The sequence below is a fragment of the Paraglaciecola sp. T6c genome (assembly GCF_000014225.1).
In the GTDB taxonomy this organism is placed as follows: domain Bacteria; phylum Pseudomonadota; class Gammaproteobacteria; order Enterobacterales; family Alteromonadaceae; genus Paraglaciecola; species Paraglaciecola atlantica_A.
On record NC_008228.1, the window covers coordinates 1,739,683 to 1,753,084 of the forward strand.

A 13,402-nucleotide genomic window follows, 5' to 3' on the forward strand; every position below is an offset into this window, starting at 1 on the left:
AGCTAAAGACAGCGTGAACGCAATTTTTATTGGTATTTTTTGGTTGGTTGCTTATTTATTTAGAAATACGCTAGTTAAGACATGCTCGCGCCCTTTTTAATCGCCTGTACAGTAAGCAGGCTAAGTGAGACGCTTAAAATGTGCCTGCTGCCATATTAAAAAAGCGCTCACTTTCGCTATATATCGCAAAACCATTTCGAGTATACGGTTTGATTGCAGGGCTTATTTTTAGCACCCGTAGTGTCAATGTTGGTAGATTAGCTTGTGCTGCTTCATGTGTAGAGTTGAAACAGCTTCGCCAGATCAACGCACAGGATTGGGATCATTGCTAGCTGGGGTCATGTCGGAAATCGATTGGCCCTAGTACAAAAGTAAATGTGGTTCACCGTTTTCAGTAACCGCGGTCCCTATCCACTAGGCCAATGAGAGCTTGTTTATTGATGTAACGCTGCACATTGCTGACGAGCACTTGACCTGCGCTGTCATCTTGAGTGATAGCAGCGATATGTGGGGTCACTAAAACCTGAGGGTGTTGCCATAGTGGATGTGTTTCAGGTAGGGGCTCAATCTCAAACACATCAAGTACGGCGTAGGATAAATGCTGGGCATCGAGCAAAGTCATTAAATCATCTGGCACTAACTGTTCGCCGCGCCCTACATTAATCACGCTGGCCCCTTTGGGGAGCTGGCTTAGGGTTTTCGCGTTGAGTATGCCTCGTGTTTCTGGTGTAAGCGGCACTAAGCACACTAAAATATCCGTCTGGGCTAAAAACGACTCTAATTCAGCATCGCCACTAAAACACGTCACCTGCTCAACGTGTTTCGGGCGGCGGCTCCAGCCATTGACACTAAACCCCAGTTGTAAAACGGTTTGTGCTGCAGCTTGGCCTAAGTTACCTAAGCCCAAAATACCGACGCGTCTTTGCTTATTAGCCACCGTGGGCATTGGTCGCCACGAGCCGGTTTTATTCGCGTTGATATAGGCGAAGGTATCTCGATGAATATTCAGCACATGCATAGCAATAAACTCGCTCATGCCTTTGGCAATACCTGGGTCAAGCATACGTACCACCTGAATATGCTCAGGCACGCTAGCTAAGTCGAGTTGGTCAACGCCCGCCCCAACTGAGAATATGACTTTCAAATTGGGATAGTCTTGTTGGTAATCACGCGGCAATTTCCACACTATCATCAACTCAATAGCGTCTTTATTTTCCACATGCGGCCAGTGGTGCCAAGCCACGTTAGGCAGGGCATCAGCAAAGAGTGCCTGCCAGGTGTCGTTACGTGATTGTGGCCCCCGAAAAAGCACATGGGTTGTCATGAAAATTTGCCTCGTTGTTCATTCGTTGTGTGACGGTATCCTATCTTGAGTGAGGTAAAATTGATATTCGCTGAAGGCGATTCGTTTTAGGTAGGTGTCTTACCCATAACACCACACCCGCAACCCCCGCAACACCCATAATACAACACTGATTATCTATTACCCGTGACGCAACCTTAGCCTTAGCCTACAAAGTGCTGTCTGGTTGGTTTTCTGGCGCGGCTTGGATAAAGGCGTCTAGGTTGTTACACGCTTGATAGGCACGCATTATTCTAGGGTAGGGCTGCATGTCTACTTTGAATCGCAGGGCGTTGTATACTTGAGGCACTAAATAGACGTCCACCATAGTCACCTGATCCCCCATAGCGAAAGCAGGCGATGTCGATGGCGAATTGTCTGCTGCGAGCATGTGTTCAATGGCTTCAAATCCTTGTTCAATCCAGTGGCGATACCATTGCTGCTTTTGCTCATCTTCGATGGTTAACTCATTGCTGAGGTACTTCAGTACCCGTAAATTATTCACTGGGTGAATGTCACAAGCGATCATGTCTATTAAGCTACGTATTTTGACGGCTTCCATTAGGTCTTCGGGCATTAAAGGATGTTGCGGATATTTGGCCTCGATATACGCGAGTATCGCCCCTGATTGAGTAAGAACTTCGCCTCTTTCAAGTTGCATACAAGGCACAAGCCCTTGAGGCTGCATGGCTTTATACGTTTCACCTAAGTGCTCGCCTTTAAGTAAATTTATCGGTACCAACTGATAGTCAATACCTTTTAGATTAAGAGCAATACGCACACGGTATGCTGCGGAAGAGCGAAAGTAGCTATACAATTTCATGTCTTATTTTCCAGTGTTTTAAATCGTAAACCTCGGCTTATTTAGTGGCCTTGTTTGTCGTCCCAGCCTACGTCTAACCGAAGATCGTTGCCGGCATCATAGCGGTAAATAAATCAGTTTTTTCTCTCAGACACATCTGAGTTGCCAAGCAGTGTTATTCACTAAGACGCGAAGTTTTAGTCATCAGTGGGTGAGTTGTGTTTTAATCTAATTTTTTAGTAAGCTGATCACAACAAACTCATAAGTAAATAGTGTATTTAACTCAGTGCGTTAATGCGCCAAGTGTAAACTTATGTTTCTTATGAGACTGAGGCGCCCGTAATGCGCCCCCTCCTAAAACGAAACTCTTTAGGTTATTGGTAAGTTATATTTTTGGACTCATTCCAATCGGTGATAAATCAGTTACTTACAAATTAGCCATGTGCCTAAGAGAGCGATTGGGCCAAGCATGAGCCCAAGTGAAATAAGACCAGTAATTTTTGACGAGGATATAAGCAGTTGAATGTGATGAAGTGGTACGCGGCAGATCTAACACACATGAAAAAGATAAAAACATGTGCCTTATTATTCACTTTTTTTTGGTCTGCCTTGCTCACTGTTAACAGCCAAGCTGCAGATATGGGCGAGGGTTCGCTATCTACCCAAGTATCTTTGAATCAAGTAAACCAAATAGCGGTTGCTGCAGCGAGTCAAATAGCCTCTAAAATCGACCCATCGCAATACGCTGGAGCGCAAGCATGTCAGGGGTGTCACCAAAGTGAGTATGACCAATGGCAGCAGTCTGACCACTTTAAAGCCATGCAAACGGCAAGCAAAGACACTGTACTGGGGGATTTCGGCGATATAGAAGTGAGATTTCATGATATAGCAACGCGCTTTTTTATTGAAAATGGCGAGTACAAAATCACGACAACCAATAAGCAAAACAAGGTCGAAACTTTTGATGTGCCTTATACGTTTGGTTTTTACCCGTTGCAGCAATATTTAATTGACGTAGGCGAGGGCAAGCTACAAGCGTTTAACATTGCTTGGGACAGTCGCAGTGAAGAGGAAGGTGGTCAGCGCTGGTATCACTTACAACCCATTGAAAAAATCACTCCTGAACATCCATTTTTCTGGCAGCGTCATTTTCAAAACTGGAATAGTCGCTGTGCGGATTGTCACACAACCGATCTCAAACGCAATTTTGAACCTAAAACGAATGCTTTTGATACGCAGTTTAGTGAGGTGAATGTGGCCTGCGAAAGCTGCCATGGCCCGGCTGGTCAGCATATCAAGTTGGCTAAAAGCGATAGTTTGAGCAAAGACCATTCTGGCTTCAGCCAACTTTTACCCGCGGTGAAAAACTTTGCGTTCAGCCCCAACAATCCGATTGCCCATGCTGATGGCAAACCGAACAACAGCGAAGTTAATGTGTGTGCTCGCTGCCATTCATTGCGCACCCCTTTGTCACACCCTTTCTCAGTCAACAAAGAAAATGACAAAGACACCCATGGTAAAAATGCCATTATCCACAGTGCTAATCAGCCTCAGCAAAGCTTTGTGGATGACAACCGGTTAGAGTGGATCCGTGCGCCGTTTTATCACGCTAATGGCAGCATCAATGAAGAGGTCTTTGTGGCCGGTTCGTTTATGCAAAGTAAGATGCAACATGCGGGAGTGACTTGCTCGAACTGTCATAATGCCCACACGGGGAAAGTGAAAATTCAAGGTAACGGCTTGTGCTTACAATGCCATCAAGCTGAAACCTTCAATAGCCCAGAGCATCATCACCATACGCCGCAAACAGAGGGGGCCATGTGCGTAAACTGCCACATGCCTGAAAAAACCTACATGGGTGTGGATGACAGGCGCGACCACAGCTTTTTGATCCCGGATTTGAGTTTTGACAATGCGGCAAGTGAGCCTCAATCCTGCTTAGCCTGCCATGATAAAGACGACAAGCATTGGCGAGAAACAAGTCACAAGCTTTGGGGGAGTAATTCGAAGGTAAATGAATGGAAAGTGGCTCGCGAGCATGTGCAGAATTTGGCCCCTCAGGGCTTAAGCGAGGCTATCACTTATATTCAAAACCCTGAGTACAGCTATTTACGCCGAGCTTCTTTATTAGCTGATCTGAGTCAGTATCGCTCACAAGAGGGGGTAAATATCGCTCTTGAAAACCTCGAAAGCGACAATGCATTATTGCGCCGCGCTGCTGTTGAGTCGTTGAATATTCTAGGGCCACAAGCACGTTGGCAGGTACTAAGTCAGAAGCTCGACGAACCGAGTAAAGCAGTCCGCTTTGAAATGGCAAGAACGCTAGTGGAAAGCGTAGGCCAGTTGTCACGCTCAGATAAAGCCAAATTGATGCCACTGTTAAATGAATACCGAGATATGCTTGCGATGAACGCAGACTCACCCATTACCCAATTAGCCCTTGGTCATTTGGCTAGCAACTTGGGGGATTTAGCAGGAGCGGAGCAAGCGTATTTAACCGCTTATAGAATTGAGCCTAGCTATATTCCGGTGTTAATTCAGGTGTCAGAGTTTTACCGTCAACAAGGCCAAGACGCTAAGGGCGCGCGTTATTTGCAAGAAGCGTTACAGATTGAACCAAATAACGCCCAAGCCAATCATGCGCTAGGTTTGTTCAAAATTCGCCAGAAGCAATATGGGCAAGCCTTGGCGAACTTGAAAATATCAGCACACAGTGATGAAGCTTTGCCGTCTTTTGCTTATGTTTACTCGGTGGCGCTTGACCATCAAGGGCAAACGGCAGTTGCTATCAAAGAGTTAGAGCAGGCCCATCAGCGCTGGCCAGCTGATACTGACGTGTTAAGTGCGCTTGTCAGCTATTTAAATAAAACGGGCCAAACCGATAAAGCGCAGCAATATCAGTCTATGTTGCGCGCGTTGCAACCATAATTATACAAGCGCGCGGCTAGTATTTAGCGCATAAATCGAACGCTTAATTAGGCGCTAGTTAAGCAAAGAAATAGAGGAAGGATTTTTATGCAACCTACTGACGTGCGGTTATTTATTCCTTGTAAAGACTTCGCGGTATCGCAAGCATTTTATCAGGCTTTGGGGTTTATTAAAGAGCCCGTTAATGAGCAGTTATGCATACTCAGTTGTGGCGAGTGCACGTTCTTTTTGCAGAACGTTTATAATCAAACGTTTGCTGAGAATTTAATGATGCAACTTATCGTAAAAGACATCAACGCTGTATATGAGCAAATTCAGAACATGGGCGAACTAGCCGTTAAGCATGAGCCCATCAAACAAGAGCCCTGGGGCAAGGTGATTTATTTATGGGGGCCAGCTGGTGAGTTATGGCACATCACCGAATTAAGCGTTTAAGGTTTATTTTCCTGTAGAACACAAACTGCACAGCCCAAATCTATACTCGATTACATATTCGAGCTGACGGATGCCATTTTAATCCCTGCAAACAGTAAAAAGCCACCCGCAGATTTATTGATCATATTAACCACTGACGCTTTAACCGCGCCGCTAGACAGTTTTTGGCCGATGCAGGCGTACATAGTGTACGACAATAAATCGACCACTAAACACGACGCGCCCATAATGAATAATTGCAACAATATGGGTTTTTCAATATCGATAAACTGGGGAAGTAACGCCAAAAAATATAATAATGCTTTGGGGTTGGCGAGCTCCACGATAAAGCCCTGACTAAACAATGCGATACCTTTGGCATTTGAACTGGCACTTTGATTAACCCTCAAGCCGCCGCTTTTGCTCACAATGGCATTTACGCCTAAGTACACCAAGTAAGCCACACCTACCCATTTGATTATCGAAAAAACGAAGTTTGACGCCACCAATAGTGAAGCAATGCCCGTCGCTGATAACAAAAAATACACCACGTTGGCGCTGGCCACACCCGTTACACCGAATATGGCTTTTTTCGCTCCATGGCGAGCCCCCTGAGAAGCAATGGTGATCACCGCAGGCCCAGGCGACATACACACGATTATGGTCGTGGTCAGAAAAATAAAATAGGCGTGAATATCCATGGGCACTCCCAACTGTTTTGCTGTGACGTTAATCTATATAGTGGGTAACGTTCGTATTGTCTTATGAGTCGATGTGACTGGAAGTATCTGAAAGTAACGGCGTTCAGAGCGCGTAATGTACGATGAAAAGGAATCATTTACCAGCACAGTGAACTGAGCTGTAGCGCATGTTTCAGCTGTATTTTTAGGTATTCCTGATACACGTCAATTACATGAATATTAGATAAATATAATATAACGCTCCTATTGACAAAAAATGTTCAACAGGAGTAAAGTTCACAAAGTTTCAGTAATTACTGAAACTTTAGAAGTGAAAGTTTAATACACCCACATTCAGATTTGCAATGCGTCGCATGAGCGACCTTATTAGGAGCCCTTAAATATGATAGATGAAACCTTTGTGGATCTATCGAGGTTACAGTTTGCGATCACCGCACTGTTTCATTTTTTATTTGTGCCTCTAACACTGGGTATGACGTGGATTTTGGTCATCATGGAGTCGGTTTTTGTTATGACCGGCCGACAAATTTATCGCGACATGACTAAGTTTTGGGGCAAGCTATTCGGAATCAACTTTGCCATAGGGGTTGCCACTGGGCTAACTATGGAGTTTGAGTTCGGCACCAATTGGTCGTACTACTCACACTATGTAGGTGACGTGTTTGGTGCGCCATTGGCGATAGAGGGCTTAATGGCTTTCTTTTTAGAATCGACCTTTGTAGGTATGTTCTTTTTAGGCTGGGACAGACTAACGCGCCGTCAACACTTAGGCGTAACGTTCTTAATGGCGGTAGGCACTAATCTATCTGCATTGTGGATTTTGATTGCCAACGGTTGGATGCAAAACCCCGTCGGCGCGGAATTTAACTATCAAACCATGCGTATGGAAATGACTAGCTTTGCTGAGCTGGTGTTTAATCCCGTGGCGCAGGTTAAGTTTATTCATACTGTTTCCGCCGGTTATGTTGCTGCGTCAATGTTTGTGCTTGGGATCAGCAGTTATTATATTCTAAAAGGACGTGATGTTTCTTTTGCCAAACGTTCATTCTCGGTGGCAAGTGGCTTCGGCTTGGCGTCAATATTGTGTGTTATTTTACTAGGTGATGAGTCTGGTTACGAAGTGGGTGAAGTACAAAAAGTGAAACTGGCGACTATCGAAGCTGAGTGGCACACAGAAGAAGCACCAGCGGCGTTTACCATGTTTGGCTTCCCTGATTCAGAAGAGCAAGTAACTCATGCTGCTATTAAAATACCCTATGCGTTAGGCATCATTGCTACGCGCTCATTAGATGAAGAAGTGGAGGGGATAAGCGATTTAGAGAAAAACCATGAAAAACGTATTCGTAACGGCATGTTGGCTTATGCGTACCTCGATAAACTTAGAAATGGTCAAGACACACCTGAAAACATCGCCACGTTTGATGAGCTAAAAGCCGATTTGGGTTATGGCTTATTGCTCAAGCGTTACACGCCAAATGTGGTTGATGCCACGGAAGAAAATATTCAACAAGCGGTGAAAGACTCCTTCCCTAAAGTGGGCCCGATGTTTTGGTCATTTAGGATCATGGTGGCCTGTGGTGTGGCTATGCTCGTCGTATTTGTACTGGCTTTTTACTATAACGCGCACCGGGTTATCGAACAGAAACGTTGGTTATTGTGGGCGGCGGTATTCAGTATTCCACTGCCATGGATAGCCATTGAATTCGGCTGGGTGGTCGCAGAATACGGCAGACAACCTTGGGCAATTTCAGAGATTTTACCCACGTTCTTGGCAACCTCGTCATTGACCACAAACGACTTGATCATGAGTATTGCTGGGTTTGTCATCTTTTATACCGGCTTGGCAATCGTCGAAGGTTGGTTAATGCTGAGATTTGTTAAGCAAGGGCCGAGCTCATTGCACACCAATAAATATCATTTTGAAAAGATTTACCAAGAACCGGCTGAAGAACAAGGAGCGCAATCATGATTTTTGATTACGAGACGTTGAAATTATTGTGGTGGTTGATCATTGGCATTCTGTTAATTGGCTTCGCGGTAACTGATGGCATGGATATGGGTGTGGCTATGCTGCTGCGCCTAGTAGGTAAAACGGACAGCGAACGCAGAACGGTTATTAATACCATCGGCGCGCATTGGGATGGCAACCAAGTGTGGTTCATTACCGCTGGTGGTGCATTATTTGCGGCTTGGCCCATGGTGTATGCCGCCGCCTTCTCGGGTTTTTACTTCGCAATGCTACTGGTCTTGTTCGCGTTATTCTTTCGCCCACTGGCCTTTGATTACCGGAGTAAAATTGATACGTACCGCTGGCGTAATAATTGGGACTGGGCGCTATTCGCCGGCAGTGCCATTCCTGCGTTGGTTTTCGGTGTTGCTTTTGGCAATCTGTTTTTAGGGGTGCCTTTTAATATCGACAACCTGCTGCGTGCTAGTTACCAAGGTTCGTTCATCGGTTTGCTTAATCCATTTGGCATCTTGGCCGGCTTAGTTAGCATTACTATGTTAATGGGCCATGCGGGCATGTGGTTGCAGCTACGTACCGACAGCGATGTCGCCATGCGCTCAGGCCAATACGGACGATACGCCTTAATCATATTTATGGTGCTCTTTGCTATCGCAGGCTTCTGGGTAGCCAACATGGACGGGTACCAAATTGTCAGCATGCCTGATACGCAAAGTTACGCTAATCCTATTGCTAAAGTGGTTACCTCAGCGTCAGGAGCGTGGTTAGACAACTACAGCGCAATGCCACTAACGTTAATTTTCCCTGCACTGGGGATGGGGATGGCAGCGCTTGCTTGGTTCTTCTCAAAAGTGGGTAAACCTGCGCTTGGTTTAGTGTCTTCTAGCTTGATGTTAGTGGGCGTTATTATGACGGCAGGAGCATCGTTGTTCCCATTCGTTATGCCCTCAAGCAACAACCCTAACGTGAGTTTAACCATGTGGGATGCGGTTTCGAGCCATATGACGTTGAACGTTATGTTTGTGGCAGCGGCTATTTTTGTACCATTGATTCTGGCGTACACCACTTGGTGTTACGTGAAGATGTGGCGCAGGGTGACCGTGCATGAAATTGAAAATAACACCCATGGTAGCTATTAAGCGCGGGTTAGTTGAATAATTTGCAGGTGTCATCCTATTAGGTGCTGACACCTGATATTAGGAGAGTTTTTATGTGGTATTTTGCGTGGATTTTAGGCGTGCTATTGGCCTGCACACTGGGCGTCATTAACGTGATGTGGTACGAATTTCATCAAAACAAAGACAGCATAGCGGACGATGAAAAAGAGTTGTACGAGAGGCTGCAAAAAGAACGTGACAACTAAAGCCCGTCCAGACCGCGCTCAGCAAATGCTGTTGCGCGGTTTTTTAAAGCGCGAATCTGCATCCGCAGCGGGCTTACTTCGATTCAGTATCGCCCTTGGTACTGTTAATGCCTTACTGATGATAGCTAGTGCCTACTTACTCGCACAAAGCATTCACCTAGTAATGTTTGAAGGGGCCGACTTAAACGCCGTTAGCCATTTTCTTTGGGCTTTAGGGGGATTGCTCCTTGTTCGAGGCTTGTTTTTGGCCCTAAGCCAACGTTTAAGTGCTCGAGCTGCACGCAATATTAAATCTGATATGCGCGCCAATCTTTTGAAAAAAATAGCGCAACTCGGGCCAAATTTTACCGACCGAAAGGGCCACGGTGCGATGCTTAATACTCTACATGATGGGGTAGAAGCACTGCACGATTACTACGCTAACTATTTGCCTAGCGTGGCGTATAGCGCCCTGATCCCTTTGGCTATTTTAGTGGTGATATTTCCCACCGACTGGCAAGCAGGGTTAATATTTTTGTTTACCGCGCCGCTGATTCCTTTTTTCATGATTTTGGTTGGGCATAAAGCAGAGCAACTTAATCAAGACCGATGGCAGCAATTAGCGGTACTTGGAAATTACTTTTTTGACCGCATTCGCGGCCTAACGCAATTGAAGCTGTTCGATGCGACCAAACGGGAATTAAAGCAGATTGCTAAAATATCAGATGATTTTCGCCATGCGACCTTAAGTGTATTGAAAATCGCCTTTCTGTCTTCGTTTGCATTAGAATTTTTAGCCACGATCAGTGTGGCGCTGGTTGCGGTACTGATTGGCTTTCGTTTGTTTTTTGGCACGCTGGACTTCGCCACCGGCTTTGTGGTGTTGTTACTCGCCCCTGAGTTCTATTTACCTTTGCGTAAACTGGGGAACCATTATCACGCTCGTCTTGAAGGGATAAGCGCCGCGGGCGATATGTTAGAAATACTGCAAACCCCTAATAACGAATCGCAAGTGACGAGTGAGCCTGCATCCAGTGCGCTAGATAACAGCCTTATTAACGGCTCTATTACTGTCTCTGGGCTGAGCTTTACTTACCCTGACAGCGATGAAGGGGTTCACGATATTAGCTTGGCTTTACCGGCAACAGGCATGGTGGCTTTTGTCGGAGCAAGTGGGGCTGGTAAAAGCACGTTATTTGACTGTTTGCTTGGCTTTTATCCTCAAATCATCACTTGTATTGATGCAGGCAATGGCCCACTTAGCGCTGCAGATATTCCTACGTGGCAACGGGAGATCGCGTGGATCCCTCAACAACCGACATTATTCTACGCCAGCATTAAAGAGAACATCATGTTAGGTAAGCCTGACGCAACACAAGCAGAAGTTTCGTTGGCGGCTGAAAAAGCAGGCGCACTGGCATTCATCGAATCCTTGCCGGATGGTTTCGACACCCTTTTAGGCGAACAAGGTGAGGGGGTATCTGGTGGGCAAAAACAGCGTATCGCACTGGCGCGGGCTTTTTTAAAAGACGCCCCCCTTTTAATACTTGACGAACCTACCGCGCATTTAGATAGCGCCACTGAGCGAGACGTACAGCGGGCCATCAATGAGCACGCTAAAACACATTTGGTATTGGTGATTGCTCATCGACTAAGTACCTTACAACAAGCAGAATCAATTTTGTTGCTTGAAGCTGGGCGCGTAGTGCAACAAGGCAATTATCAGACATTGAGCCAGCAGAATGGGCCGTTTAAGCAATTGCTAAATAGCGATAATCAGGCAGGTGCTTATGCATAATTTCATTCGTTTATTACGCCTATGTCGGCCCCACGCAGGGGCGATGTTATTGGGTGTTTTTCTAACGGTATTGACCGTATTGGCCAACGTGGGATTGCTCGCTATTTCCGGCTGGTTTTTAGCGTCCATGGCGGCTGCTGGATTAGCCGCAGCACAAATGAATTATTTTACACCCGCTGGCATTATTCGCTTTTTAGCCATTGTGCGCACGGCATCTCGTTATGGGGAGCGCCTTGTTACACATAACGCGACCTTTCTACTGCTGAGTGAAATTCGCGTCAGCGTGTTTGCCACGCTAAGTCAGTTGAATAATCAACAACTGGCCATGAATCGCAGTGCTGATTTGTTTAATCGTATGCAAAACGATGTGGATGCCCTCGACAAATTTTATCTCAATGTGTTGCTGCCAATGCTGGTGGCATTGGTATGCATACCGATTGTAATTTGGATAATCGCCGGTTTTAATCCACAAGTGGCGTTAGTCTGCTTAGGTGCACTGTTGTTAGTGGGGGTGGGGTTACCTGTGTTGCTCAGTGCCAAGCTTAGCCGCACTGCAGCGCAGCAGACTGAGCGCTCAGCGCAGCTTCGTGACGCCTTATCTGATATGTTAACAGGGCAACGGGAGTTGGCCTTATATCAAGCAACCGACAGCCAATTAGCAAAATGTAACGCAATACAGCAAAACTACAATGATTTGCTGGATAAGCGACACGCGGCACTCGCTGACAGTGATGGGGTGAGCTTAATCGTTGTGCAGCTAGCCATGCTTGCAAGTGTTTGCGTGCTGGTGCCTTTGGTCTTCTCACAGCAAATAGAAAACGTGCATTTAGCTATGCTGTCATTATTTGTTTTAGCCAGTTTTGAAACTGTGCTGACTTTGCCAAATGCCTTTATTCAACTCCCTGTAGCCTTAAGTGCCGCTGGGCGTATTTTTGCCTTGCAAGACGTGTTAGCCAAAACCCAAAATACATTGAATTCGAGTCCCAACACGACAACTAGCAAAGGACAAGATAAGCAACCTGAGCCGATACTGCAGCTAAATCAACCGGTACATCAGGCCCCCAGCGTAACAAAAAGCCTCGGATTAAAACTGAAAAATGTCAGTTATCAGTATGAGAGTGATCCATTTACCGAGAACCTTTCCATTAAACCCTCGACGGGCAACCATCATTTTGCATTAGAGAATATTAGTCTGTCGATTAACCCGGGCCAAAACGTGGCGCTTGTTGGCCCAAGCGGCAGCGGTAAGTCGACTTTGGTCAATTTGCTAAGTGGCTTATGGCCTGAGCAGCACGGCAGTATTTGTGTTACGCACGAGGCCAACGAGCAAATTGATAAAGAATATGCCATTAAAGGGCTCACCTTTGCGCTACGCACCAAACTCATCGCGATCCTCGCCCAGCAACACCATATTTTTGATGGCACCATCGCGGATAATTTGCGCTACGCCGCGCCTGATGCCACCCACGAACAAATGCTACATGCCTGTGAGCAAGCTCAGTTGGGAGACTGGGTGTTCACTCTGCCAAATAAATTGAATACGCGATTAGGCAGTGCAGGTAGACGAATTTCACAAGGCCAATCTCGCCGCTTAGCGATTGCACAGTTGTTATTGCGTCGCCCCGCATTATTGGTGTTAGATGAACCCACAGAAGGCCTCGATAACCAATCTAAGCAAGCCGTTATGAAAGCTATCATGGGGGCGATGAATGAGAGTACGGTGCTGTGTATCACGCACGATCCAGCGCTGTTGTGCAATATGGACAAGATCATATGGTTGGAAAATGGCCAGCTTAAAGGGGAGGGCACCCACCAAGTGCTATTGGCAGAGCATCAGCAATATAAAGAGTTAATCACGCGCATTTAGTCATGTGAATTAATCCCATTCGCTGACCTGAGACAGAGTGAAAGTGTTCAATTTCTTGAAGAGGATTTTGCTGAAGAGCTTTTCTAAAAAGCTTTGTTCAAGAGCTTTATTAAAGAGTGTTGTTAAAGAGCTTTGCTCAAGCACATGCTTAAAGTATTAACGCCATTTTCAACGTAAAGCTGCAGATATCTAACGTTTTCCAATCCCTGCATAGTTAGCAGAAAACGTATATGAAAGTAACA

The 13,402-nt window shown here is 45.9% G+C and carries 10 protein-coding genes and 1 pseudogene; 7 read left to right on the forward strand and 4 right to left on the reverse strand.

All coding sequences use genetic code 11. From position 1 onward, the window contains the following. Positions 1-133 precede the first annotated feature (133 nt). The 3 genes and pseudogenes from PATL_RS22895 to maiA all read right to left on the reverse strand — a co-directional run. A pseudogene (locus PATL_RS22895) lies at positions 134-262 on the reverse strand (GNAT family N-acetyltransferase); the annotation flags it as partial. Between the two features lie 129 nt (positions 263-391). Then, a complete protein-coding gene (locus PATL_RS07410; protein ID WP_011574286.1) occupies positions 392-1,324 on the reverse strand; it encodes a 2-hydroxyacid dehydrogenase in 933 nt (310 codons plus the stop codon). Positions 1,325-1,511: 187 nt separating this feature from the next. Then, positions 1,512-2,165, reverse strand: coding sequence for a maleylacetoacetate isomerase (maiA, locus tag PATL_RS07415; RefSeq protein WP_011574287.1), 654 nt, complete (start codon positions 2,163-2,165; stop codon positions 1,512-1,514). Between the two features lie 507 nt (positions 2,166-2,672). On the opposite strand from maiA, the gene PATL_RS07420 reads away from it, so the two are divergent. Together PATL_RS07420 and PATL_RS07425 are read left to right on the forward strand one after the other, a co-directional pair. Beyond that, positions 2,673-5,072, forward strand: a complete 2,400-nt coding sequence (locus PATL_RS07420; protein WP_011574288.1) for a multiheme c-type cytochrome — start codon at positions 2,673-2,675, stop codon at positions 5,070-5,072. A gap of 87 nt (positions 5,073-5,159) precedes the next feature. Beyond that, on the forward strand, positions 5,160-5,507 hold the full coding sequence (locus PATL_RS07425) for a lactoylglutathione lyase (RefSeq protein WP_011574289.1): 348 nt from the start codon (positions 5,160-5,162) through the stop codon (positions 5,505-5,507). A 50-nt stretch (positions 5,508-5,557) separates the two neighbouring features. Here PATL_RS07425 and PATL_RS07430 read toward each other — a convergent pair whose 3' ends face one another. Continuing rightward, positions 5,558-6,187, reverse strand: a complete 630-nt coding sequence (locus PATL_RS07430) for a LysE family translocator (RefSeq protein WP_011574290.1) — start codon at positions 6,185-6,187, stop codon at positions 5,558-5,560. A 382-nt stretch (positions 6,188-6,569) separates the two neighbouring features. On the opposite strand from PATL_RS07430, the gene PATL_RS07435 reads away from it, so the two are divergent. From PATL_RS07435 to cydC, 5 genes are all read left to right on the forward strand, one after another. Continuing rightward, the gene (locus tag PATL_RS07435; RefSeq protein WP_011574291.1) at positions 6,570-8,156 is read left to right on the forward strand and encodes a cytochrome ubiquinol oxidase subunit I; all 1,587 of its coding nucleotides are present in this window, start codon (positions 6,570-6,572) and stop codon (positions 8,154-8,156) included. Then, positions 8,153-9,292, forward strand: a complete 1,140-nt coding sequence (cydB, locus tag PATL_RS07440; RefSeq protein WP_011574292.1) for a cytochrome d ubiquinol oxidase subunit II — start codon at positions 8,153-8,155, stop codon at positions 9,290-9,292. The genes PATL_RS07435 and cydB overlap by 4 nt, the downstream gene beginning before the upstream one ends. A 71-nt stretch (positions 9,293-9,363) precedes the next feature. Continuing rightward, positions 9,364-9,516, forward strand: coding sequence for a cytochrome bd-I oxidase subunit CydX (gene cydX / locus PATL_RS07445; RefSeq protein WP_041713502.1), 153 nt, complete (start codon positions 9,364-9,366; stop codon positions 9,514-9,516). Beyond that, positions 9,506-11,293, forward strand: a complete 1,788-nt coding sequence (gene cydD, locus PATL_RS07450) for a thiol reductant ABC exporter subunit CydD (protein ID WP_041713504.1) — start codon at positions 9,506-9,508, stop codon at positions 11,291-11,293. Before cydX ends, cydD begins: the two co-directional genes overlap by 11 nt. Then, positions 11,286-13,160 (forward strand): thiol reductant ABC exporter subunit CydC, encoded by a 1,875-nt coding sequence (gene cydC, locus PATL_RS07455; RefSeq protein WP_011574295.1) that lies wholly within the window; start codon positions 11,286-11,288, stop codon positions 13,158-13,160. The genes cydD and cydC overlap by 8 nt, the downstream gene beginning before the upstream one ends. The last annotated feature ends 242 nt before the right edge of the window (positions 13,161-13,402 follow it).